Origin of the sequence: Synechococcus sp. MVIR-18-1 (genome assembly GCF_014279835.1) — a bacterium.
GTDB lineage: Bacteria > Cyanobacteriota > Cyanobacteriia > PCC-6307 > Cyanobiaceae > Synechococcus_C.
The window spans coordinates 730123-752652 of the sequence record NZ_CP047942.1 but is presented as its reverse complement, the minus strand read 5'-3'; the positions used below and the strand labels follow the sequence as shown (position 1 = coordinate 752652).

The window sequence follows — 22530 nt, the reverse complement described above, 5'->3', positions numbered from 1 at the left end:
GCTTGGTCATGGGATAAGTCGTTCAGGGACGCAGCGCTTGTTGCTCGAGCTCGCAGTCGATGCCGTTTGCGTTTTGATTCAGCGCTTGTTGCGCCTTAACTTCTGCTGCTGCTGCACGTAAATCAGCGCGAAAGACGGGATTGGCGTGCAGTTGGGCCACGGTTGCTGAGCCGATGAGCTGCCCCGCCTGGACGTCGCTGTACCAGTGCACATTGCAGACGTTTCGGCTCTTTCCATACTCAATCCCACGTTGGAGAATTTGATCCTGTTGGCTTGGAGCAATCTCACTGAGGATCAGAGCCCAGGCCCAGCCCACTGATGTGTGCCCCGACGGATAAGAACCGTCGGATCGGAGTATCGACTCATCTTCAGGGGTGCAGATCGACTGTCTATTGCTCACGAATGGCCTAGGCCGTTGGTAGTGCATCTTTGCTTTGTAAGAAGCAAGTCCCGCGTCGGTCAGTGAGCGACGCAGGAGCGTGTACAGCCTGGGGGTTCGCTCCTCAGAAATCTCAACTCCCAAACTGCAGGAAAAAATTGACGCAGCAGCAGGGAAGTTGAGATCGGCATCCGTTGCGGCTTGGTTCCAGCGTGGGGTCTCCTGAAGAGCAATGTTGAGGTTGGCGTACTCATCATCGAGCGCCTGTGCCGCTGATCCTGGAGCAGGCGGCGGAGCAAGCAGTTTTAGGGAATCAGGAAGAGTGTCCTGTGCGAGGTAGCCCTGCACAAGACCGTGTTTCAGCTCCTTCAGATCAGAAGGGGATCCCACGTTGGATTCACAGTGGCTTGGTGCATCCGCGGCTTGAACAGGACCTCCAAGCGGCAGCCCCCCACCGAGCAAAGCCAAGATCAACAGACTGGTTTCAAGCCGGGGCATCAGAGAACAAAAACTTCCCTAAGCATTAGCTACTGGATTCGACAGCAAACATCGGAAAGGATGAATTGAGCACGATTCGGATCAACTCACATCTCAGGCTGAATCCGCCGCACAACGGAATCCCATATGGCAGGTTGCTGTATCAGTTGTTTGTCCCATCAAAGCCGCTGGCCTGAAGCGATGGCAGTAGTTCTCAGCACAAAGGAAGGATCCACCTTTGATGATCCGACGCTCCTGCTCACCTTTGGGAACCGGAAACAACGTGGAGGTCCACTCCCAAACATTGCCGCACATGTCGACAAGGCCGTAGCCGTTAGCGGGAAACGATCCCACCGGAGACGTCCAGAACCATCCGTCCGTCTGTTCATTTGTCCAAGGGAACGCTCCTTGCCAAACATTGGCAAGCCACTGACCACCTGGAGTCATCTCCGCACCCCAGGAATAGTTCTGCTGAACCAAGCCACCTCTGGCAGCCACCTCCCATTCATCAGCAGTCGGTAAACGTTTGCCAATCCATTGGGCGTAAGCAAGGGCGTCTTCATAAGCAAGATGAACCACAGGGTGATCCATCTTGTCGGAGATGCTGGAATCAGGCCCCTGGGGATGCCGCCAATCGGCTCCTTCGATCAAGGCCCACCAAGACATTGGTTGATTGCGATCCACCGTTGGAGGAGGCGGAATAAACACCGCTGATTCTGGCTTCTGTTGATCAGGCGGAAGATTGGGATACAAGACAGGATCGGGCGGCTTTTCAGAGACCGTGACGTATCCAGTCTCAGAGACAAAACACGAATACTCGCTATTGGTAACAGGAGTTTCGTCGATCTTGAAAGACTTGATTTGAATAGAACGAACAGGCGCTTCTTCTGGATAAAAAGAGTCGGAACCGATTGAGTATTCACCTGATGGAATAATAATCATTCGACCGTGTTGATTGCTCATGAAAAGAATAATTTTAAAGTAGACTCAATCCAAATCTAAAAGCATGCTAATCTAATCCTTTAGAAGCATCATCCCAACCACGGCAACCAACAGATGCAGGGTGAAAAGATCAATTTTTACACCCTGACATTAGCGTCATCAATGACAGTTGAAGGGCTTAGCTACCAGTTGGGAACAAGAACTGAACCTGTGCGCGCAATGTCCAATCGCCGATGAGAGTTTCGCCAGCAACCTCTGGCTTAATTGCGTTGTAATAAGCGCTAAGAGAAGCATTGACTGGCTGCTTGCCGAGCACAAAAACGCGACCAAAGCCAGCACCGACAGGAACTGTCCAACCCTTATTATCAGGGGTATTCCAATTCGCAGTAATAATGGGAGAGCTGGTCAAATACCACCCCTTAGGAAGGTTGTAATTCAAAAAAGGCTGGATCAACATTTTATTGACATCATTTTTCTTGCCATCTCCAGCGAATGACCAAATATTATTAATCAAACCGCCGGCAACGATTTTTCCTTTTGTGTAAACCAAAACACCCGTAGGACCAGCACTCCACTGCCCGGAACTAAGCCTGCTGTCAGTCGCCGTTGGGAGAACCACGGTAGGTCCCACACCAACCGTGAAATTGCCTTTCAACGTGGGTACCAAGAACACCGAAGGATTGATATCTCCAAGTGCCTGAATCGAGGTACCGCCAACCCACGGCTGGGAAATAAAAGGAACAATCGTGCGTGTGACCAATGTCAGGCCATCGCTCACCTTGAAGGGAATAACCGGCTGCACATTGACTACATTTTGAGTCTGATTCTGCTTGGCCTTGGGGTCCAAAAGATTCGGCGCCCATTGCGTATTTGGAGTGCTGTTCCACTGAATGGGAAGGCTGATCAAACTGGCAATCGGGTTTTGCGCCGCCTTCGCCAACGAACCCTCCTCCGCAGCAACCGATTCGCCTGGAGTCACCGTGACCGGTTGATTATCCGTACCAGGAGGTTGACCGTCGGCAGAAGCCTGTGCAATTTCACTATGAACGAGAGGCGTGAAATCAAAATCAACAGGGTCGGCGACCAAAAACTCAGACTTCTCTTGCGCCTCAGCAACGGAAGGGGCCAGAAGGGCCACACATCCAAGTAGCCATGCCAGGCCTAAACGCCCACGGAAACGCGAAATCATCAATTTGATCCAAAAACCGATTGAGTTTTATTGCATCAAACCAAGCCGACAAGGGCATCCCACAAAAATCAGCACGAATGGGATCAGATTCAGCAGCAATAACAAATTGCCCCGCCTAAGTTTCAGCGAATCTCAATTCCATACGTGACACGCTTTCTGCCCCTGGCTCTCATCGCTCCACTAAGCATGCTGTGCGTGGAAGCATCGATGAAACCGTTACTCGCGGCAGAAATCGTTGATACCAATGAAACTCAGATTGAGACTGATGTAGTAGCCAACGTCGATCCTGAAATCTCTCAAACAGAAGAAATTGCACCCCTCGTGCTCAGTCAAGCGAATAATGAAGAAACGCAATCCGAACAGGAACAAGACGAGGAAGACAGCTGGCGTGTGTACCTGGATCTCTATTCCTTCCTAGTTCCAACCACTTACAGCACAACAACCATCAACGGCAATACAAGCAGCGCGGAACAATCCCTCTCGGATGTGCTTAGTTCGCTCGATGGAGTGCTCACCTTTAAAGCACAAGTTGAATATGGCCGATTCGGGTTCATGGCCGGTGTCAATCACGGGAGCCAGTCCGGAAGCGGATCCAAATCCTTCTTTAAGGAAACAACGAACCCCTTGCGCAATCAGCTAGGACTTCCTGCAGCCCTCATACAGAGCACGGTTCGCGTCGATGGAGATCTAGATGTTGACGTTGATGTCAATCAAACCATCGTTGATCTGGCCTTCCGCTACCGAGCAGGAGCGATTCAGAAACCACGGATGAAAAAAGGAAGTAGCAGTTTTCTTGGCCTGCTTGGAGCCCGAGTGATCGACGCCAACCTCAACACCAGCTGGTCCGTTCGCAATGAAACCACCGTTTCCGTGGAAGGTCAGGGAGTAAGCCTGGAGAACACGCGTGAACTGGAGAAAGCCTCCAGCGAAAGCTGGGGTAACACCTGGGTGCAACCGCTGATCGGTGCCTTCGGCACCTATGCCATCAGTGAAGACTGGCAAGCGTTTGCCTACCTGGATGCCGGCGGGTTCGGCTTGAGCGGCGAACAAGATCTGAGCGGAACGGCGCAGGCAGGCATTGCCTACGCCCTGGGAAACTCAGCCCAAATCTCCCTTTCCTATAAGTACTTCGGGCTTGATTACGCCGGAGGCGGTGGCAACGCCTACAGCGTGGACCAAAGCGGCGTGAACCTTGGCCTGCGCTGGCTGTTTGACTGATAATCAATCACACAACATCGGGCATACAAAACGTCAAGTCAAAAAGCCCGGGTTAAAAACCCGGGCTTCAAAGTTATTGAACGGGCTGAAACTGAGGTAGTTTCCAGCTGCCATCGAAATACGACTTTGTTGGAGAGTAAACACGAATAGCCACATTCCAACCCGGATAAATATCAAGATAATTATCCTGATTTTTATCTCCACCTAGATGAATAACATATTCACCTTTTTCATTGGCCTTGGCAAATGCACTGTTGACATTATATTTTTCACCGGTTGAAAACCCTTTGGCGTCATACACCGTGACGGACCAGAAAGCCCGAGGATCATTGGGCACATCCTTCATCACAAGAGTGTGAGGCTCGATGGAGTCAACAATCTTGGGGAAGGGATAGACAGCTCCTTGCTTAGGCAATCCACCCCAGCCCACTGCAACGCCGAAATTACGCAGCTCATCGCTGATCTCTCCCCTTTTGCCAAAGGCGTTCTCCGAGGTCACACCCTCGGGTTCACGGCGACTGTTGTAATCGGAACGGAGATCAAGAATCTCCTGCATGTTGTAGCGATGGTTAGAGATAAATTCACCTTTGTTGGCCTGCTCCAAACCAATTTGCTTTTGAACAGCAGCGGCGGCTTGCAAATCAGCGGGATCCTGCATGTTCACCTGTGTGCGCACGAACGCGAACACATAGCGACTCCCTATGGCCTCCTTCGTCAACTCATAACGACCGGGCTTAGCGCTAACAACGGGAATCCAATGCTCCTCATCAACCACTTCAAGGATTTGATAGCGGTCTGTTTCAGGTAAGACAACGGTTGCAGGGCTGTCAAGATCCAGCACTGCAAAGGAGTACAACGTATCGAAATTGGGCCTCAGGATGGTCCGATCCGCTGGATCCATGGCCTTACTGAGGTGCATAAACTCTCCAACACCCGTGCCACACGTTCCCTTGGCAATTTTGCGGACGTAATCTTCAAGAATCACCTCCGTCTCAGCAACGGCGTAATTGGCCTTGGTCACCGGTGTGACCGCAGTGGCTTTGGTCTCAATCGCCGCTTCAGGGCAGTTGTGCTTCGTTGCGTGCGAGTGACCACTGTCAGCTCTGGTTTGCGAACCAACTAGCAGCCCTGCTCCAAGAGCTGAAGCCATCAAGACGGTGCGCGCTTGACGCCTGAATAAACGAAATCCCACTGAGCCGATCATTGTTTGTTTAGTCATAACCATGAATGAAGGGCCTGCATCACTGCAGACCAGCAGCGATGCAGCATTACGCACCATTGGGATCAAAAATGGGGCCTATCCACGGTTGAAGCCATGGGACCCTGATCTTTCCTGATCGCATCAGACACTCACTTCAGCACCAACTCCGGACGCGTCCAGGAGCCATCAAAATAAGCAGGAGTGGGGTTGTAAATCCTCAAGGTGGCATTCCAACCTGGGTAAACGCCAAGGTAATTCTCCTGACTGGAATCACCACCAAAATTCAGCACCACTTCACCTTGATCATTCGCTGTTACGAAGGCACTGTTGACGTTGTAATTGTCACCAACAGGGAAGCCATCCTTGTCGTAAACAGTTAAAGACCAGAATGCATTGTTTCCATAAGGAACATCTTTGAGAGTGAGCGTTTGAGCCTCATCTGAAGACGGCGTATAGAAGAGATAGACAGCCCCTTCTTTTGGTAATCCTCCAATCCCCACAGCAACGCCCATATTATTGCGCTCTGGAGAGATAACACCCTTACGGCCATAGAGGTCTTCAGACTTCACACCTTGCTCGTTACGTTCTTGATTGTAAGCAGCGCGTAAGGCAAGCATCTCCTCGAGGTTCCATCGATTGGGCTGCACAAATTCACCACGATTCGCCTGGCTCACCTTTAATTTCTTCTGCAAATCGCGAGCTTTGGCGAGGTCTTCCGGATCATTCATGTTCACGCCGGTGCGGAACCCTACCAAGGCATTGCGACTGCCAACATTTTCCTTGGTTAATTCATAATCGCCAGGGTTCTTATAGACAGATGTATATCCCTGATCATCCACAACCATGGCGCTTTGATAACGACCACCTGTTTCGGGAAGCGTGATCGTTGCCGGATCATTGAGATCCAAAATCAACCATGAATACAAGGTATCGAAATTGATGCGAATCACCGTTCGATCCTTTGGATCTGCTGCTTTGCTGACGTTCAACAGCACACCCATCCCACCGCTGCAGCTTCCCTTGGCAACGTTGGCGATGTACTTGGCAAACACGGTCTGTGTTTCAGCCGCTGCATAGTTTGCCTTCGTGACAGGAACAACCGCATCACTTTCAACAACAACAGCGGGCTCAGGGCAACGATTCGAAGCTGCAATCGATTCCGCCTTTGACACAGAAGGCGTAGCAACAGAGAGGAGTCCGAGGCTCAGCGCTGAGGCCACACCAGCGAATCGCCCTGAGAGTGAAGTCATATGAGGTGCCATGAGTCTTTTGATTCCTTTAAACGTCTAAATCACGTTGAAAGACTTTGTCTGGCTATTCACCCAATCGAGCAAGCCATCTCGCACAATCCGAACCAAAGTAAGAATCAAAATAAGAAGCAAAGATCGCTGCCTTAGACGCAGCACAATGGCGTGATGATCGATGTGATCGGCACCGAAGCCGGTGCGCCCGGCTCGCTCCCACCCTGAGCTCAGCTTTTGGTGGAGCAGGCCCACCTGCTGGCAGCCCCAAAACGGATGCTGCCTGCCCTGCAGCAATGGCGCACCTCTGAACCAAACCAGCGTTGCATCGCCAGTGATCATCCAATCGCTCTAATTTTTGCCCATTTATAGGACTATCTACGTGGAATAGAACAGCCTTCAGAAAAGATCATCCGATTGAGGATATGAACGCCATCATCGTGAAAGGCATCATCTGGGGACTTTGCCTTGCCTTCTTTATCGCCAGTCTTCGCAACAACATCAAGAGCTATGAACATAGCTCCTGATGTTGTGATGCAGATCAAATTGATTTAGAGCCTTTCTATCGAGCCAAGCGTCCAGGACCGGTCGAACCAAGCTTGCTCCGGCCCGTACAAACGAAAGATCCCAAACCAACCCTTACCAGGAATGGTTTTCACCCAATTGGCCTCCTGGCCCGCTGGTGGTTCAGGTCCGAAGTACAGATCAACGCTGCCATCAGCATTGCTCACCATATCCTGATTGCGCTTGTTGTTTTTACTGGGATAAGGCGATTCCTTGCTTTGCAGCATCGAACGGGTTTGGGGGTCGTAAACCACAAATGACCAGAAACGATTCGCCGGAGCATTGGCAGGAACTGTGAGTTTATAGGTGTTGGCTCCATCGAGATAAGCACCTTTCGCATCCCTAGAAGAGAAAGCATATTGAGACCCAACCCCTGGTAGCTCAAGAGCCATCGCCGGTGTATTCACCGTGGCAAGATAGAAAAACAAGGTGCGGCCATCCATATCGCGCCCACCATTTCCATTGTTCACGAGATACTCGTGACTACCTCCAGGAAATCCAGTTTGCCAATAACCAGCTTTACCTGGGTAGATATAAGCCTTGGGATCCTGAGGTGAAAATAGGATCGAACGAGCCGTGGCATTACCAATCGCAACTGATTCTGTAAGCAGTTCCCTTTGCTCAGCATCCGGAGCAAACGGCTTGCCTTTTTGAATACCAATCGCTGACGCCATTCCAAGAAGCTCTGGAGAAAACATCTCGGAAGGCTCACGCTGAATCACCTCATTCAGCTCTTCATAGAACCTGAAATTATTGGCATGAATGGTGTTCACCGTCCAGTCGGTGAGATCCTTGAAAGAGTTGGCTTGTGGATTGGCCCGCATCGCATAGGGGTAGATCTTCAAGCCATTTCTGAAGCTATCCCGTGCCGTATCTGGCTGGCCTTGATCATCAAGAAAACCTCGAAGAATCAACCAGTTGATGATGCTAGGGGTCTGTGCAATATAAAACCCATCAGTGGATGCAGGCGCCTGTTGACCAGGCCCAAGAATGAGATACTTACCGCCCTTACCCTTGTCAGGTCCAGGGCCTCCCATATCCACCACAAATCGGAAGAAAGCATCATTCACCGTTCCTGGACCTGTACCGGGTGGAACCTCCACAACGACCGGACCATCGCTGAGATCTAGGAAAGCTGAGGCGTAGACCGTATCGGTATTTCCTGTAAGCCACAGGGACTTAGAACTCATCAGCTCATCAAAAATGCCAATGTCCCGATTCGGCTTCAGGCCATAGCCATCAAGATGTCCCACGTACAGCATCTCCAGCGAAGCGGCTGGCATGAAATTGAGGAAGGTCTGAATTCCACGGCCTAAATCCACCTGACGCCGTGCCTTTCGCATCGTCTCGTCATCAGGGAAACCATCGAAATACTTAAACGTGCCGATCCGAGTCTTAACAGTGTCTGTCGTCAAAACGTCGACAGGAATAAGCGTGTTATAGCCCTTTGGCGCAATATCAGCGGCATGAAGCACAGAACCGCTACAAGCCAAGAATAAAGCAGAAAGAACAGCTGAAGGGAAGCGAGTAAATAAAGTCATGGTTGAGGATAAATTGTGAGATTGATTGGTTTAGACCTCAACCAAGAGGCTGAATGTCATTAAGCTGCCAGGTTTTATCGAACCAAGGCTCCAGCGGACCATAGAGACGGAAGACAGCGAACCAACCCTTGCCAGGAACAGTTTCAATCCAATTTGCTTCTTGTCCTATAGGTGCTTTAGGACCAAAATACAGATCAATACTGCCATCAGCATTCATGTTTATATCTTTATTTCGGACACTATTTTTACTAGGTAAAAGTTGACCCGTCTGCAGTTCAGATCGAGTCTGCGGGTCATAAACGACCATCGACCAAAAATCTTTCGCAGGTACATCTTTATCGATCGTGAATTTGTAAGTCTTACTTCCATCGAGATAGACACTATTGGAATCAGTCGCTACCACTCCGTACTGGGATCCGACACCCACCATTTTCAGCACCATGGCCGGAGTGTTAACGGTGTAGCCCCAAAAGAAATTATTACGGGCATCGAGGTTGAGGCCACCTTTCCCACCATCAATCAGCCACTCATGACTCCCACCTGCAAACGGCGTGAACCATTGCTTGCCTGGATAGAAGTAAACATCCTCATTTCGAGGCTTACCCATATCAGAGCGCACATAAGCAACACCCACTTGAATCGCTTCCTCTAGGAGCTTCCTATCTTCTGGGGAAGGAGAAAAAGGTTGACCTCTTTCGAGACCAATCGACGATGCCAATCCCCTTAGCTCGGGATCTAAGAAAGCAATGGGCTCACGCTGGATCACCGTGTTGAGTTCATTGAAAAACTCAAAATTATTGGCATGAACCGTATTAAACACCTGTTCGCCAGCTTTAATAAAGCTCATCTGAGGTGGATTGCCTTTCTGCGAATAGGGATAAAGACGTAATCCGTTCTCATAGATAGCAATGGCCTTATCAGGCATGCCGTTGGAATCAAGGAAAGCCCTGAGAATCAACCAGTTTGAATATGTTGGAGAGCGGAAAACAAAATAATCACCAACATTGCTTGGCTCAGCATCATCTGGACCCAAGATCAAATATTTACCACCTTTCCCCTTATCAGGGCCCGGAGCCCCCGTATCAGCGACAAAGCGAAAAAAGGCATCGTTAATCGTGCCTGGACCAAGCCCAGCAGGGATCTCGATAACCAGAGGACCTGTGTCCTTAAGGTTGAAAAATGTTGAGCCATAAATAGTATCGGTATTACCGGTGAGAAACAGAGGATTCGAATTCAAGGGAGACAACAAGGCCACCTTGGTGTGATCATCAACTCCAATCCCGGCATGACCATGACGCAGCATTTCGATACTTGCTGCGGGCATCAAGGTCAGGAAGGTTTCATAGCCACGTATAAATTTTAGATTTTCGAAACTTGTTCGAACTGTTTCTGCATCAGGCATCCCATCGAAGAACCGAAACGTTCCAGCACTTGTCTTAACGGTGTCTGGAGTGAAAATCTCCTCAGGGATGGGAGTGGTATAGCGATTACTCGCTTGTGCCTGTTGTGCATTGACGGCACGATCCGATGCACTAACTGCTGCCACCACTAAAGATGTAAGCAACAAAGCAGAAGAGTGCCTGCGCAGCTTGCTGGAAATGCCTGACATACCCATTCGACAAAAGTTTCTGTTGAGCCGTTTAAGCACGTCATTCGCTGCGCAGACAAACGAAGTCAAAATTTTGCCCGATTGGGATCAGCGAACCCGTGTTGAGAACGCAGCACAATGGCGTGATGATCGATGTGATCGGTACCGACGCCGGTGCGCCCGGCTCGCTCCCACCCGGAGCTCAGCTTTTGTTGGAACAGGCCCACCTGCTGGCAGCCCCCAAACGGTTGCTGCCTGCCCTACAGCAATGGCGTAACTCTGAATCAAACCAGCGCTGCATCGCCAGTGACAATCCAATCGCTCTAAGCGAGGAGTTGTTGGCACTCGGGAGGGATCAGCGCGCGGTGGTGCTGGCCAGCGGTGATCCGTTGTGGTTCGGTATCGGCCGGATCTTGATCGAGCGCCTGGGACGCGAACGTCTGCGCTTTCATCCAGGCCCCTCGTCCTTGCAACTGGCATTTTCCCGACTGGGCAGGCCCTGGCAGGACGCGCAATGGCTCAGCTTGCATGGCCGCGACCCAGCACCCCTCGCTCAGCGCTTGCAACAACGCCCCAGCGCCTTGGCCGTGCTCACCGATCCCAGTCGCGGTGGCGTAGACGAGGTGCGCCAAAGCTTGCGCAGCAGCGGCCTGGAATCGGCCTATGCCCTCTGGCTCTGCGAATCGCTTGGTCACAGCAGTGAGCGCGTGCAACGGCTGGCCCCCTGCCAAGCCACGCCTAGCGATTTGCACCCCCTGCATTTGGTGGTGTTGCTCGCGGAAGCTCAAGCGGCTCCACCCGCCGATCAACTTCCTCTGTTTGGCCTGGAGGATGGTGTGTTTCTCCAACACAGCGACCGCCCTGGCTTGATGACCAAACGGGAGGTGCGGATCCAATTGCTCGCGGAGCTCAACCTTCCTGCTCGCGGCGTGCTCTGGGATCTGGGTGCTGGCACAGGCAGCGTGGGCCTGGAAGCGCTGCGGCTGCGGCCGCAGTTGCAGTTGCTTTGCATTGAACAGCGCAGCGGTGGTTCTTCGCTCATCGCCGCCAATGCCGCACGCCTCGGGGTTCAACCAGCAGCAGTGCTGGAGGGGGATGCCATGGAAGAACTCCCCAACCTCCCCGCTGCCTTAGCTGCCCCTAACCGGGTGCTGATTGGTGGCGGTGGCCGCAAACGCAGGGCCCTGCTGGAGCAGGTGATCCAGTGCATGGCCCCCGAGGGTGACGTGGTGATTCCTCTTGCCACCTTGGAAGCCTTAGCGGAGCTGAGGCCAGTGCTCGAGGCCGCCAAGTACTCGGTGAAGGTGAGTCAGCAGCAGGCCTGGCGCGGCCAACCGCTGGCTGATGGCACCCGGCTTGCTCCGATGAATCCGGTGTTGATCCTCAAGGGAAGCGCTCCCCGCCAGAACGGGGCCTAACGCGATTGATCAGAAAAAGGTCAGAATCAAGCACTTTGAAGCTCGCAGGATGGCCATCCGAGAACGCAAACCCCAGGTCTCACCCCTGCGCCTCAAGATCACACTTTTCATTGCAGGGGTTGGCCCGTTGCTTGCCGTTGGGCTGTGGCTTCAATCCAAGGGATTCTTCAGCTAGGCACTTCTGCGTTACCCATGCGTAACGCTTTAGTCTCCAGGGCGTACCACCTCTGCTTCATTGGCTGACATTACCGGTTGGATCGTTTCGATCACCACCGCGTCTCCAACGCCAAGCCCCAGGCGCTTGGCCTCTCCAGCCCCTAGCTCAATCACGCTGTCCGCATCAGCCATCGGCCCAAAGCTCTTGCAAGGCAACGCCGGACAGATCGGCACCTCAGCCTCGATCGCAATCACCTCGTCCTGGTGCACAAACACCATGTCGAGTGGCGCAATCGTGTTGAGCATCCAAAAACGCAGCGGACGTGCTGGCTTAAACGGAAACCACATCCCCCTCAGCGGTGGCAGAGCCGGGCGTTGCATCAGTCCAAGCCGTTGCTCGTGGGGCTGATCTGCCACTTCCAACAACACACAGCTGTCGGGGCGAACGCACCATTGCGCCTCAAGGGGCAACTGCTGGGGGGGAGAAACGTCCATTAAGAGCTCTTCAGAAAAGGAACGCCGTTGTTGAGGCAATAACCACGGCCACGAATGGTGTGGATCAAGCGAGTATCGCCACCCTCCTCAAGCTTTTGGCGCAGATAGCGGATGTACACCTCCACCACATTGCTCGACACGCCTTGCTCATCGTTCCAAACCTCGCGCAGGATTTGACTGCGGCTCACGGCCTTGCCCCGCTCCTTAAACAGCAGCAGCATCAACGACGATTCGCGCTCCGTTAGGCCAATCGGCCGCGTGCCACGACGCACGAGGCCGCTAGTGGTTTCAAGCTGCAAATCGCCCACCACCACCACAGAACAGTGCTCTTCCTTGCGTTTCTGAAGAGACAGATGGAGGCGCAAGCGTTGCAAGAGATCGCTTGGTGCACTGGTGGACAGCCAGAAGTCATCTGCTCCAGAACTGAAGCAAAGCTCTCGAGAGGCGATGCTGTCTTCGGTCACGCCCAACAGAATCGGCAGCGCTCCAAGCCACTGGCGCAGCTCAGCCACTTGAGGCAGCTGGCCCGGCGACACAAGCGCAGCTATCGGCTGCTGGCCATCAGATGCAATGGCTCGATCCCCAGCCCCCCACACCAAAGCTGTATAGCCCGAGGCTTCTAGACGATCTTTGAGCTGCAGGGCCTCAGCACCAACCAACACCAACACGCCCTGCTCGGTCATGGACGATCCGGCTTCGCCACATGGGGCAAGCCCCAGCCCAGCTTGTTGCGCAACACCTGGAAAAACTCATGGTCCGAGAGGCGTACAAAGCGCACGGGATGATCACTTCGCCGGATCAAAACCCGGTCCTCAGGCCACACGTAACAACCTGCGCTTCCATCCACCACCATCATCAGGCGCTCGGGAGTGGCTGGAAAGACGGTGACAGGTTCCTGGTCACTGAACACAAGCGCACGCGAGGCCAAGGAATGGGCCGCAATCGGCGTGAGTTGCAACACCGGACATTCTGGGGTGATCACAGGTCCGCCAGCGCTAAGGGCATAGGCCGTCGACCCTGTGGGTGTCGACAGGATCACTCCATCAGCGGAAATATCAACAGGTGCATGCCGGCCAATCGCAATTTCGAAATGGCACATGCTGGTGAGAGGCTCACGGTGCAAGGCCATCTCATTAAGAGACAAGGCTTCCCAACGCCGTTGGTCTCCGCGCATCACGGTCACAACCATGTTGGCGCGCTCCTCGATCGTCCAGCGATCGGTGAGGATCTGCTCGAGGGCCTTATCGAGATCACCGAGATAGGCCTCTGCGAGAAAGCCGAGATGACCGGTATTGATCGTCAAAATTGGCACACCGATCGGTGCTGTTTGACGGGCTGCTGACAGCACCGTGCCATCACCTCCCAACACAATGGCCAGCGCCATTGAGGCATCGAATCCCTCTGGCACACAGGCGTTGTACCCAAGCATCCGCAAGTGCTGGTCTGGGTTGGCAAAACCCACCATGCCGCCGGAACTGCTAACTCGGACCACCTCATGGCCGGCGCGTTCGAGCCGCTCCTGAATCGTTTGAGCAGTGTCAACGGCGAGTGACTTTCCGTCATTCACGATCAGTCCGACCCTGGGCACCGATCGCGTCTCAAAAGAACGCGCCCATTTTATGAGAAAAATCCGCTCACAGCAGCGTCAGGTTGTTTTTTGAAGCCAGGGCCGCCCCGCCACCAGCCCTGCGTAGCGTTCAAGCAACTCCCAGAGGCGAGCCCAAGCGATGCCAAACAACACGCCGTCCCATGTGGTCGTGATCGGAGCGGGGTGGGCAGGGTGGGGCGCCTCCAAATCTCTCTGCGAAGCGGGTGTTCGCGTGACCCTGGTCGACGGGATCAGTGATCCCACCGGAAGCACACCACTGATGACCAAAAGCGGCAAACCATTCGAGGCAGGCACGCGGGGGTTTTGGAAGGACTACCCCAACATCAATGCCCTGACGGAAGACCTCAACCTCGGCGCTATCTATACCGAGTTCACCACCAGCGCCTTCTGGTCTCCCGATGGCCTAGAAGCCACAGCTCCGGTGTTTGGCGACGCACCAGCCTGGCCCAGCCCCCTAGGCCAGATGGTGGCCACATTCACAAACTTTAAACGGCTTCCTTTACAAGATCGTCTTAGTATTAGTGGACTTCTTTATACAATTTTAGACCTGAATCGAAGCGAAGATACTTTCAATGAATACGACAAACTTAGCGCCCAAGACCTATTCGTCAAGCTAGGAATTAGCCAACGTTTGATCAATGATTTCCTAAGGCCCATTTTGCTTGTGGGCCTGTTCAAGCCACCAGAGGAGTTATCAGCTGCCGTAACGATGGAGCTGCTGTATTACTACGCATTAGCCCATCAAGATTCATTTGATGTGCGCTGGATCAATGCAGAAAGCATTGCCAAGAAACTCTTTGAACCCCTCAGTCAACGCCTGATCTCAGAGCATCAGCTGCGCGTGTTGGGCGGCACCCTGGCCACCAGCTTGCGCTTCGCACCAGGAACCAACCAGATCAACGCTGTTGGCATTCAATCCGTTGCAACGGGCAAAACCGATTGCATTCAAAACGTGGATGCGGTGGTACTTGCCGTGGGCTGCAAGGGCATCCGCTCGATCATGTCCCAATCTCCAGAGTGCCGAGAGGCAGCACCGGAGCTGGTTGCAGCTGGATCGCTTGGCGCCATTGATGTGGTGTCCGTGCGGCTATGGCTCGATCGCTATGTCCCGATCCCCTACCCGGCCAATGTGTTCTCTCGCTTCGAATCCTTACAAGGAGCAGGCGGCACCTTCTTCATGCTCGACCAACTGCAGAGCAAGGCCGAACAGGCTCTCTGGGGCGGGAGTGAACCACAGGGATCCGTGATTGCCAGCGACTTTTACAACGCCTCCAAAATTGCGCTGATGGAGGATCAAGCCATTATCGAATTGCTCACCCAACAGTTGCTACCGATCAGCGATCCGCGCTTCAAGGAAGCCGCGGTGCTCGACTCTGAAGTGCAGCGCTATCCCAAGAGCGTATCGCTCTTCTCCCCAGGAAGTTTCAAGCAAAGGCCACCCTTGGAAACCTCTATCGCCTCGATCGTCTGCGCTGGCGATTGGGTGCGGATGGGCGCGCAAGAACATGGCGCTAAAGGGCTATGCCAGGAGCGCGCCTATGTGTGCGGTTTAGAAGCAGGAAACTCACTGCTCAGACGCAAGGTCATCTCGGGAACAGCGAAGTCTCAAAGCGTTGAACACCCTGTGATACCGATTCGCGCAGACGAGCCACAGGTGGTGTTCGGGAAAACCCTCAACAAAGTCGTGATGGATTCACTGAATCTGTTTGGACTGAAACATCCTTGGCTTCGTTCATAACAAGCAAACCCGCTTTTGCTTCATCGCACTCACCGGCGACTAGAACGCAGCAGCGACACAATCAACCAAAGACCAAACAAGGTGGCTCCAACAAACAATCCCTCGCTGACATCCCTCAGCAGAGGTTGTTGGGCCAACGTGGCCATCACCGTGGCACTCAGCAACAGCGAGGCCACAAGAATCGCCAGTGAAATTCGTTGCGACAACCGTTCCAAACTGGAACGCACAGCCTCAAGTCCTTCCAGTTGAATGGCAAACACCAATTCATCACTACTGAAGCGCCGCAACAGCTGACTCAACTGGCGCGGGGAATCAATCGTGAGATTGCGCAAATCAAGGCCAAATTGCATCAGCCGCTCTTGAGGCAGCATCACGGCACGGGCCAGCAGCTGCGCCACCAAGGGCTGCATCTCCCCGGTGAAACTAAATGCCGGGTTTAAAGAGTTGCCCACCCCCTCCAAATTGGTGACGGACTTCACAAACAGGCCAAGGGTTCCAGGCACCCTTAACCCAGAGCGATTCGCCAGCTGCAGCAAGGCGGCAAGGAACAGGGCGAAATTCAGTTCCTCCAAAGGCTTGGAAAAACTCTTGGCAATCAGCTGATCAAGCTGGCGTTGCAAGTGCTGACGATCCACTTTTACCCCCCGAGCCGGGGGTGCAATTTGCTCCAACACATCCGTTGCCCGGGCGCCGTCCTGGTTAATCAGTGCCAAGACAAGATCCAGCAAGTTGCTGCGCGTGCGCGGATCAAACAGGCCCACCATGCCCGCATCCAGCAGGATCACCCTTCCATCGGCCAGCACTTTGAGATTGCCGGGATGGGGATCCGCATGAAAAAACCCCTCCACAAAGTACTGCTCTACAAAGGCACCAAGAAGAGCAGTGGTTGTTGCCACCAACCCAGGTCCAGTCTCTAGAGCCTCTCGAGCTTCAGGACTGAGGATCGATGCGCCCTCAATCCACTCGAGCACCAAGACGCTGCGGCTCGACAATTGCTGCACCACATGGGGCAGACGAATCTGACCATCAGGAACAAAGCTTGAACCCTCCAAACTGCGCTGCAGCCGCAAGGTATTGGAGGCCTCAATCCTGAAATCGAGCTCCCGCACCAACGCCTCAAGCACCTGATCAGCAAGACCAACAAAGTCATACAAACTGCCGAGAGACGTTGCTGCAGCGAGGGCGGCAATCTTGCGAAGCAAGCGACCGTCTTCTTCCACCTGGGCAGCGATCCCTGGCCGCAACACTTTCACGGCCACAGCACCCAGCTCAGGCAAGGTCGCCTTGTACACCTGCCCCACACTTCCAGCCGCAATCGGTGTGTCCACGAACGTTGAAAACGCTTCGTCAACAGAGCAGCCCAGCTCTTGCTCCAGCTGGGGTCTCAATTGCTCCCAGGGCACAGCCGGAACATCCGCCTGCAATTGGCTCAATGCCTCGATGTAATCCTCCCCCAACAAGTCGGGGCGCGTACTCAACAACTGGCCCAGCTTCACGTACACAGGCCCCAACTCCGTCAGGATGTTGCACAGCACTGAGGGCAGGGGCAGTCGCGTCTCGGAGGCATCACCACGGTTGAGGAGCTGAGAGAGAAACGACCACTCATGGCGCGAGACGATCCGAACAACCTCCAAGGCTCGCGAGGAACCATCGAACACACTAAGAACAGACATTGATGATGCAGTGAACAGCGTGCGACCACATCTGCAGGACTTGATGGGGGGCAAGGCCACAGTTTGCAGAGTTTTGCCCTGCGAAACCACCAATCGCGGGTCCGGTTAGGGCACAAAAAACGTCAATACAGGCGCATCAGAACACAGTAGGCATCAATCTGCAGATAAAAACGACAAAAAAACACCTCGTCTACGCATAGTCTCGAACTCATCTTTAACCAAAACGTACAGATCTATCGACGATTCAAGCAATGGACTACGGTTCTCTGGAGGGAATGAGAAATGAGAAATGAGAACATCTAAGCTTTATCTCTAGATCAATGCACAAAAAAGCCCCCGCTGATCAAGCGAGGGCAACTTGATATGAACGGGGTGAATCACTTGGCGTAGACAACACCTCTGTAAGTAAGACGAATTTTATTGGAAGCAGATGTCGATGCACTCTTGGTTTGTGCATACTGCTTGCCGCGATAAGTCAGGGTCATGAGAGATTGCTCAGAAATACAGGCCCCCGTTCCGTGACCTGAGAATCTGCGCCTCACAGATGGGGATGTGAGGTGAACGTGATTGGTAGATAAGCTACATCTCTTTTATACCCATAGCGTCAACCGATATCATGTTCAAAGTGTTACAAAACAAGCTTGCTTTTGTGCCTTCACAATACAAAACAGAGCGAGAAGTAGCACAACTGTTGTTCAAGTCACTACACAATCCTGACGCAACCTGTCAGCTTTGTGCCATACCAATACAAAACAAAGACTCCTACCAAGAAGGAGAGCACCCTCCATAATCGTTAGCGACGATGACCGCTAAAGACCGATCAAGTCCGGCAAATCCAGAGGTGCGCAACAAAGGATCAGCAATGCCGATAGTCAGCGTTGCCATTGAGGGTTGCTTAATGACAACATCTGAAACAAAATCCCCCGACAAAAGGCTAGGGGTGATCAAACAGGCAGCGCATCCTGTTCTTCTATGAATTTATTCACTGCCAAGCAGACACATTTAAGCGCGTAGGTATACCGACTGATGCCAAGGATGGGATGTGTGCTCAGAGTGGCAATATCGGGAACAGCTATGACATCCTTAAGAATTGAAAACATTTGTCTACAGGCAAGCCTCGAACTAAACGAGACCGTTGACGCCTATAGAGATCGAATTGATGTCAGTCGAGAAGCCCATTTGACTGGCTACCTCATGTCACATTTCCTGATAACAGTGTGTTGCTTAGCAGACACCGTTCGGTTTGATCTCTTGATGGAGTCGCTGAAGGCTGATGTGGTAGAGGTTTAAATATGATCAGCACTTCGCTGATCAAAGAGCCAACTTTTTAATAGTAAAAGGAGAAAAATAAATAGTGATTACTCCATCCAAAGCTTTTTGAACGCATAAGGGGCTGATTCACGCCGTTCCATCGATGCTTCTCGAATGAACGTGATGCAGGCATTTGAGCCATCAAATTGCTTACTTTTGATGACCATTGCCATCGCATCGTTCAGGCTTTTCCCTTTCTTTAATCCTGCATCAAGAGTTTTGACTGCGCCAACAGGGTCGCACTTACCAAGCTTGAGTGGTGCGGGATCTTTGGCTTCACTCGTTGGGATGAGGACAACAGACAGGACAAAGCTCAAAATCAGCAGATTGATCGACGCCATGGCCTTATCGCTATGGCTAATGAGTAAAGCATCAATGTCTTGAGTTTTTCGCCTTGGACGATGGAGCAAGATTCCTCGCCAATAAGGACTTATGAAGTCCCAAATAGAAAAGTCAACGGCAAACCTTTGAACATTGACCAACAAGATGTATCAAAGAGAACCTTTTTAATAATTTCTCCCGTTAAAAGGTGTGCAACGAGTAACGCCAGCTCCACCACTCCCCTTAGGGTCTCGTCACTCGTTGAATTCAAGATGTCAACTCATCACCTATCAAGCCTTAAGTGGAATGAAGAGGGTGAGCTCTCACCGCAAGACACCTGGAATCTGGTAACAAAGCTAACAAAAGCTGAGGACGAGTCAAAAGCATCTAATCTTCTACATTTGTCTTCTAAGCACAGCCATGCAAGGGCCAAGAAAAGATCCAGAGCCTAAAGCAGATACACGAAAAAATGCCTAATTATTAACGGCCTAGACGTAGAGCCTTAAGGAAAACAATTTCAAGAATACATATCTGATAACTTTAGATATTGATTATTATTTGCAAATTACGTTGTTATTTCAACCAATACCAAGATTTAGTAAATTTTAAACCATGAAAGCGAAATGCTCAGAAAAAAGGGAGGCTGTCTAAACCCCCCAAAAGTCACTTGCTTTCGCTCCTTAATAATGCATTATTTAAACGCGACAACGATGAGAGAACGCTGAGAAAATCTTACTAAATGCATCTTGCCCTGAAGCGGCAGCACAGCAAAAGATTGAGTGCCTTAAGCCGTCATCCCCTTCAATCCAATCGGCTTTCACTGGCTAAGCAACCTGCCCTTTGATTTGGATGATCACGATCTCAGCGGCCTTAACGCTTAGAAAGATGGGAGCTTTCTACTCAGCCAGTGGTCTGACGGCCGAGATGAGATGGTCAACACTCAAGGATTCAACGTCTCGATCTACATCTGAAATTGAGGTGGTTGAGCATCGCGGCGAACACCCGTACGAGGAGGCGGGGTGATATCGATGCTGGTAATGCTAATAAGTCGGGAAGAAGACGCCTTGACGATGAACGAAAGCGGCTCCATAACCCTGCTTCAGCTTGTTCAGGAGGTGGCCTACTGCGATGGCTCAATGTCTAAGGAAGAGGAAGACTTGATCATCACTCTTATCGATAGCCACGGTCTTCAGGAAGATCGTGATGCCCTGAAAAACCGTTTAATTGAAGGCTATTCGTCGCCATCAAGTCATCAAAGTGTGGCAAGGGGAAGTGCCAAAAGAATTGAGCGTGATGAGCTCTTGAAGCGCTTGAGCGCGTTGACATCAAAAGAAGAACGAGATCTTGCCATCAAGCTTGCCTATCTCACGGCAATGGTCTCAAGAGACAAGGATGATTTGACAGACGTCAATGCCCAGGAGCTCGATCTTTTTCAATCGGTCGCGGAGGCGGTGCAGTGCTCAGAGCAACGCGTTCGGGCGATTCAGTGGGCGGCGGATGAAGAGCTCAAGCAATGGACCATGCCTTCTTTGAAGCAGGTGCTACTGAGCTGGCTGGGCTGACTCGCAGCTCTAAGGATTGATTGGAATCAGAATTGATCCAGGAAGCGCAGATCACTGGTGTACAAACGGCGGATGTCGTCAATGCCATGACGCACCATGCAGAACCGCTCCACTCCCAAACCGGCAGCAAAACCGCTCCATCGATCGGGGTCCAGGCCTAACCCTTCGAGCACTGCTGGATCCACCATTCCGCAGCCCATCACCTCAAGCCAGCGCCCTCGCCATTGCACATCCACCTCAGCCGAGGGTTCCGTAAAGGGGAAGTAGCTGGCGCGAAAGCGCACCGGCAGGTCCCCAAAGAACGCCTTGAGGAACTGCATCACCGTGCCGCGAAGGTGGCTGAAGTCCAAGCCCTCATCAATCGCCAACACTTCCACCTGATGGAATACAGGCGAATGGGTTGCATCAACCGCATCCCGTCGATAAACCCGGCCTGGAGCCACGATCCGCACCGGTGGTGGATTGTTTTCCAGGTGTCGGATCTGCACCGGTGAGGTGTGGGTGCGCAATAACAGATTGTCTTGCAAATAAAACGTGTCCTGCATATCGCGCGCAGGGTGCTCAGGCGGAATGTTCAGCGCCGTGAAGTTGTGGTGATCCGTCTCCACTTCAGGACCTTCTTCCACCTGATAACCAAGGCCACAGAACAGATCAACAATCTCCTCCGTCGTGGTGATCAACGGGTGCCGATGCCCCATCGGTACCCCCAGCGGAGCCGCCGTGACATCAAGAGTTTCGGCGGCGATCCGTGTCGCCATCGCAGCACTGTTCACCGCCTCAAGGCGCTCAGACAGCAGCTGCTGCACCTGAGTCTTCAAGACATTGGCGCGCTGGCCTACAAGCGGGCGTTCCTCCCCTGGCAGCTTGCCCATCGCCCCCAGAACGGCTGAGAGGCGCCCCTTTTTACCCAGCAATCCAACGCGAAGCTGCTCGAGAGCGGCGGCATCGGCGGCCGCCTGAATCTCAACGGCCGCCTCCGCCTCTAAGGCGTCCAGCTGATCAGTGAGCTGCTGCAGGGAGATCGTGGCGCTCAAGGCATCGGTATCGCGGCCATGACTGTAGGCAGCCATCACGACTAGGTTCCACTTAACGCATATCACCCCCCCTGATGAAGCCCCTGCGGATTCTGATCAGCAACGACGACGGCGTGTTTGCCGACGGCATCCGCAGCCTGGCGGCTGCGGCAGCCGCTGCTGGTCATCAGGTCACGGTGGTTTGCCCCGACCAGGAGCGCTCCGCCACGGGCCATGGATTAACCCTTCAGACCCCCATTCGTGCCGAACGCGCCGATGAGCTGTTTGAACCTGGAATCCAAGCCTGGGCCTGCAGCGGCACCCCCGCCGACTGCATGAAATTAGCTCTATTTGAACTGCTTCCCGAGAAGCCAGACCTGGTGCTCTCTGGCATCAACCATGGCCCCAACCTCGGCACCGATGTGTTTTGTTCAGGGACCGTGGCAGCTGCGATGGAGGGAACCCTGGAGGGCCTGCCGGCCATGGCCGTGAGCAGTGCCTGTTTCCAATGGAGAGAATTCCAAGCCGCCGCAGATTTAGCTGTGCAGGTGGCGGAGGCCGCCCTTGCTGATCAATGGCCAGAAAACCTATTACTCAACCTCAACGTGCCGCCCTGCAAGCAGGAGGCCATGGGAGAGCTGCGCTGGACCCGTCTTTCCATCCGTCGCTACGACGAACAGTTCAGTCCTCGGGTCGACCCCCGTGGGCGCACCTATTACTGGTTGGCCGGTGAAGCCGTCGAAGATTTCGAGTCGGGCGGTGATGGCCCCCGCGACTGGCCCACTGACGTGGCCCAAATCCAGGCGAGTGCACCGTCGCTCACACCGATTCAACCTGAGCTCTTCTGGCGAGGAGGACTCTCCTCCTTACCCCAACTACGGATCAATCAGTAGC

Annotated in this window: 23 protein-coding genes; 7 read left to right on the top strand and 16 right to left on the bottom strand. The window is 52.9% G+C overall.

Features of this window, described 5'->3' with window-relative positions:
• Positions 1 to 22: 22 nt before the first annotated feature.
• From SynMVIR181_RS03980 to SynMVIR181_RS03970, 3 genes are all read right to left on the bottom strand, one after another.
• Complete coding sequence (locus SynMVIR181_RS03980; protein ID WP_186590062.1) at positions 23 to 877, bottom strand: phosphatase PAP2 family protein; 855 nt, start codon at positions 875 to 877, stop codon at positions 23 to 25.
• A gap of 93 nt (positions 878 to 970) precedes the next feature.
• Positions 971 to 1819, bottom strand: coding sequence for a formylglycine-generating enzyme family protein (locus SynMVIR181_RS03975; RefSeq protein WP_186590061.1), 849 nt, complete (start codon positions 1817 to 1819; stop codon positions 971 to 973).
• Positions 1820 to 1976: 157 nt separating this feature from the next.
• The gene (locus SynMVIR181_RS03970; RefSeq protein WP_186590060.1) at positions 1977 to 2987 is read right to left on the bottom strand and encodes a neuromedin U; all 1011 of its coding nucleotides are present in this window, start codon (positions 2985 to 2987) and stop codon (positions 1977 to 1979) included.
• A 144-nt stretch (positions 2988 to 3131) separates the two neighbouring features.
• Here SynMVIR181_RS03970 and SynMVIR181_RS03965 point away from each other — a divergent pair, with 144 nt between their 5' ends.
• Positions 3132 to 4205: an outer membrane protein gene (locus SynMVIR181_RS03965; protein ID WP_255444420.1), complete on the top strand. Its 1074-nt coding sequence runs from the start codon at positions 3132 to 3134 to the stop codon at positions 4203 to 4205.
• A 73-nt stretch (positions 4206 to 4278) separates the two neighbouring features.
• Here the strand turns inward: SynMVIR181_RS03965 and SynMVIR181_RS03960 are convergent, their stop codons facing one another.
• The 5 genes from SynMVIR181_RS03960 to SynMVIR181_RS03940 form a co-directional block, all read right to left on the bottom strand.
• Entirely contained in the window at positions 4279 to 5424 is a 1146-nt protein-coding gene (locus tag SynMVIR181_RS03960; RefSeq protein WP_370593873.1) for a DUF1254 domain-containing protein, read from the bottom strand.
• Between the two features lie 131 nt (positions 5425 to 5555).
• Complete coding sequence (locus SynMVIR181_RS03955; RefSeq protein ID WP_186590059.1) at positions 5556 to 6656, bottom strand: DUF1254 domain-containing protein; 1101 nt, start codon at positions 6654 to 6656, stop codon at positions 5556 to 5558.
• Positions 6657 to 6692: 36 nt separating this feature from the next.
• On the bottom strand, positions 6693 to 6989 hold the full coding sequence (locus tag SynMVIR181_RS03950; protein ID WP_186590058.1) for a hypothetical protein: 297 nt from the start codon (positions 6987 to 6989) through the stop codon (positions 6693 to 6695).
• Positions 6990 to 7198: 209 nt separating this feature from the next.
• A complete protein-coding gene (locus SynMVIR181_RS03945) occupies positions 7199 to 8752 on the bottom strand; it encodes a DUF1254 domain-containing protein (protein ID WP_186590057.1) in 1554 nt (517 codons plus the stop codon).
• Between the two features lie 37 nt (positions 8753 to 8789).
• Positions 8790 to 10361, bottom strand: coding sequence for a DUF1254 domain-containing protein (locus SynMVIR181_RS03940; protein ID WP_186590487.1), 1572 nt, complete (start codon positions 10359 to 10361; stop codon positions 8790 to 8792).
• Between the two features lie 125 nt (positions 10362 to 10486).
• Between SynMVIR181_RS03940 and cbiE the strand changes: the two genes are divergently transcribed.
• Together cbiE and SynMVIR181_RS13220 are read left to right on the top strand one after the other, a co-directional pair.
• On the top strand, positions 10487 to 11758 hold the full coding sequence (cbiE, locus tag SynMVIR181_RS03935; RefSeq protein WP_186590486.1) for a precorrin-6y C5,15-methyltransferase (decarboxylating) subunit CbiE: 1272 nt from the start codon (positions 10487 to 10489) through the stop codon (positions 11756 to 11758).
• A 49-nt stretch (positions 11759 to 11807) separates the two neighbouring features.
• Entirely contained in the window at positions 11808 to 11933 is a 126-nt protein-coding gene (locus SynMVIR181_RS13220; protein ID WP_255439906.1) for a hypothetical protein, read from the top strand.
• A 29-nt stretch (positions 11934 to 11962) separates the two neighbouring features.
• On the opposite strand, the gene SynMVIR181_RS03930 is transcribed toward SynMVIR181_RS13220, so the two are convergent.
• From SynMVIR181_RS03930 to SynMVIR181_RS03920, 3 genes are read right to left on the bottom strand one after another with little or no spacing between them, the layout of a single operon-like run.
• Positions 11963 to 12409 (bottom strand): DUF192 domain-containing protein, encoded by a 447-nt coding sequence (locus SynMVIR181_RS03930; RefSeq protein ID WP_186590056.1) that lies wholly within the window; start codon positions 12407 to 12409, stop codon positions 11963 to 11965.
• Positions 12409 to 13092, bottom strand: coding sequence for a response regulator transcription factor (locus tag SynMVIR181_RS03925; protein ID WP_186590055.1), 684 nt, complete (start codon positions 13090 to 13092; stop codon positions 12409 to 12411). Before SynMVIR181_RS03925 ends, SynMVIR181_RS03930 begins: the two co-directional genes overlap by 1 nt.
• The gene (locus SynMVIR181_RS03920; protein WP_186524861.1) at positions 13089 to 13997 is read right to left on the bottom strand and encodes an NAD(+) kinase; all 909 of its coding nucleotides are present in this window, start codon (positions 13995 to 13997) and stop codon (positions 13089 to 13091) included. Before SynMVIR181_RS03920 ends, SynMVIR181_RS03925 begins: the two co-directional genes overlap by 4 nt.
• Before the next feature lie 139 nt (positions 13998 to 14136).
• On the opposite strand from SynMVIR181_RS03920, the gene SynMVIR181_RS03915 reads away from it, so the two are divergent.
• On the top strand, positions 14137 to 15756 hold the full coding sequence (locus SynMVIR181_RS03915) for an FAD-dependent oxidoreductase (RefSeq protein ID WP_186590054.1): 1620 nt from the start codon (positions 14137 to 14139) through the stop codon (positions 15754 to 15756).
• Positions 15757 to 15785: 29 nt separating this feature from the next.
• Here the strand turns inward: SynMVIR181_RS03915 and SynMVIR181_RS03910 are convergent, their stop codons facing one another.
• The 4 genes from SynMVIR181_RS03910 to SynMVIR181_RS03900 all read right to left on the bottom strand — a co-directional run bounded on the left by SynMVIR181_RS03910 (position 15786) and on the right by SynMVIR181_RS03900 (position 19081).
• On the bottom strand, positions 15786 to 17429 hold the full coding sequence (locus SynMVIR181_RS03910; protein WP_186590053.1) for an AarF/ABC1/UbiB kinase family protein: 1644 nt from the start codon (positions 17427 to 17429) through the stop codon (positions 15786 to 15788).
• A gap of 377 nt (positions 17430 to 17806) precedes the next feature.
• Entirely contained in the window at positions 17807 to 17914 is a 108-nt protein-coding gene (locus SynMVIR181_RS13445; protein WP_186524858.1) for a DUF4278 domain-containing protein, read from the bottom strand.
• A gap of 277 nt (positions 17915 to 18191) precedes the next feature.
• Positions 18192 to 18314, bottom strand: coding sequence for a hypothetical protein (locus SynMVIR181_RS13215; protein WP_255444417.1), 123 nt, complete (start codon positions 18312 to 18314; stop codon positions 18192 to 18194).
• A gap of 473 nt (positions 18315 to 18787) precedes the next feature.
• A complete protein-coding gene (locus tag SynMVIR181_RS03900) occupies positions 18788 to 19081 on the bottom strand; it encodes a hypothetical protein (protein ID WP_186590052.1) in 294 nt (97 codons plus the stop codon).
• A gap of 829 nt (positions 19082 to 19910) precedes the next feature.
• Here SynMVIR181_RS03900 and SynMVIR181_RS03895 point away from each other — a divergent pair.
• A complete protein-coding gene (locus SynMVIR181_RS03895; RefSeq protein WP_186590051.1) occupies positions 19911 to 20084 on the top strand; it encodes a hypothetical protein in 174 nt (57 codons plus the stop codon).
• Positions 20085 to 20131: 47 nt separating this feature from the next.
• Complete coding sequence (locus tag SynMVIR181_RS03890; protein ID WP_255444416.1) at positions 20132 to 20623, top strand: hypothetical protein; 492 nt, start codon at positions 20132 to 20134, stop codon at positions 20621 to 20623.
• A 26-nt stretch (positions 20624 to 20649) separates the two neighbouring features.
• Here the strand turns inward: SynMVIR181_RS03890 and pheS are convergent, their stop codons facing one another.
• Positions 20650 to 21657, bottom strand: coding sequence for a phenylalanine--tRNA ligase subunit alpha (gene pheS, locus SynMVIR181_RS03885; RefSeq protein WP_186590484.1), 1008 nt, complete (start codon positions 21655 to 21657; stop codon positions 20650 to 20652).
• A 74-nt stretch (positions 21658 to 21731) separates the two neighbouring features.
• Here pheS and surE point away from each other — a divergent pair, with 74 nt between their 5' ends.
• Positions 21732 to 22529 (top strand): 5'/3'-nucleotidase SurE, encoded by a 798-nt coding sequence (gene surE / locus SynMVIR181_RS03880; protein WP_186590050.1) that lies wholly within the window; start codon positions 21732 to 21734, stop codon positions 22527 to 22529.
• Position 22530 lies beyond the last annotated feature (1 nt).

Bases quoted from the DNA above. Each gene is read 5' to 3' on its own strand.
- SynMVIR181_RS03930 (WP_186590056.1), bottom strand. From the start codon at position 12,409: ATGGACGTTTCTCCCCCCCAGCAGTTGCCCCTTGAGGCGCAATGGTGC.
- SynMVIR181_RS13215 (WP_255444417.1), bottom strand. From the start codon at position 18,314: ATGGCAACGCTGACTATCGGCATTGCTGATCCTTTGTTGCGCACCTCT.
- SynMVIR181_RS03900 (WP_186590052.1), bottom strand. From the start codon at position 19,081: ATGGCGTCGATCAATCTGCTGATTTTGAGCTTTGTCCTGTCTGTTGTC.
- SynMVIR181_RS03950 (WP_186590058.1), bottom strand. From the start codon at position 6,989: ATGATCACTGGCGATGCAACGCTGGTTTGGTTCAGAGGTGCGCCATTG.
- SynMVIR181_RS03955 (WP_186590059.1), bottom strand. From the start codon at position 6,656: ATGACTTCACTCTCAGGGCGATTCGCTGGTGTGGCCTCAGCGCTGAGC.
- SynMVIR181_RS03910 (WP_186590053.1), bottom strand. From the start codon at position 17,429: ATGTCTGTTCTTAGTGTGTTCGATGGTTCCTCGCGAGCCTTGGAGGTT.
- SynMVIR181_RS03915 (WP_186590054.1), top strand. From the start codon at position 14,137: ATGCCAAACAACACGCCGTCCCATGTGGTCGTGATCGGAGCGGGGTGG.
- SynMVIR181_RS03940 (WP_186590487.1), bottom strand. From the start codon at position 10,361: ATGTCAGGCATTTCCAGCAAGCTGCGCAGGCACTCTTCTGCTTTGTTG.
- SynMVIR181_RS03960 (WP_370593873.1), bottom strand. From the start codon at position 5,424: ATGACTAAACAAACAATGATCGGCTCAGTGGGATTTCGTTTATTCAGG.
- SynMVIR181_RS13445 (WP_186524858.1), bottom strand. From the start codon at position 17,914: ATGACCCTGACTTATCGCGGCAAGCAGTATGCACAAACCAAGAGTGCA.
- SynMVIR181_RS03925 (WP_186590055.1), bottom strand. From the start codon at position 13,092: ATGACCGAGCAGGGCGTGTTGGTGTTGGTTGGTGCTGAGGCCCTGCAG.
- cbiE (WP_186590486.1), top strand. From the start codon at position 10,487: ATGATCGATGTGATCGGTACCGACGCCGGTGCGCCCGGCTCGCTCCCA.
- SynMVIR181_RS03890 (WP_255444416.1), top strand. From the start codon at position 20,132: ATGAACGAAAGCGGCTCCATAACCCTGCTTCAGCTTGTTCAGGAGGTG.
- SynMVIR181_RS03970 (WP_186590060.1), bottom strand. From the start codon at position 2,987: ATGATTTCGCGTTTCCGTGGGCGTTTAGGCCTGGCATGGCTACTTGGA.
- SynMVIR181_RS03895 (WP_186590051.1), top strand. From the start codon at position 19,911: ATGATCACGATCTCAGCGGCCTTAACGCTTAGAAAGATGGGAGCTTTC.
- SynMVIR181_RS03980 (WP_186590062.1), bottom strand. From the start codon at position 877: ATGCCCCGGCTTGAAACCAGTCTGTTGATCTTGGCTTTGCTCGGTGGG.
- SynMVIR181_RS03945 (WP_186590057.1), bottom strand. From the start codon at position 8,752: ATGACTTTATTTACTCGCTTCCCTTCAGCTGTTCTTTCTGCTTTATTC.
- SynMVIR181_RS03975 (WP_186590061.1), bottom strand. From the start codon at position 1,819: ATGAGCAATCAACACGGTCGAATGATTATTATTCCATCAGGTGAATAC.
- SynMVIR181_RS13220 (WP_255439906.1), top strand. From the start codon at position 11,808: ATGGCCATCCGAGAACGCAAACCCCAGGTCTCACCCCTGCGCCTCAAG.
- surE (WP_186590050.1), top strand. From the start codon at position 21,732: ATGAAGCCCCTGCGGATTCTGATCAGCAACGACGACGGCGTGTTTGCC.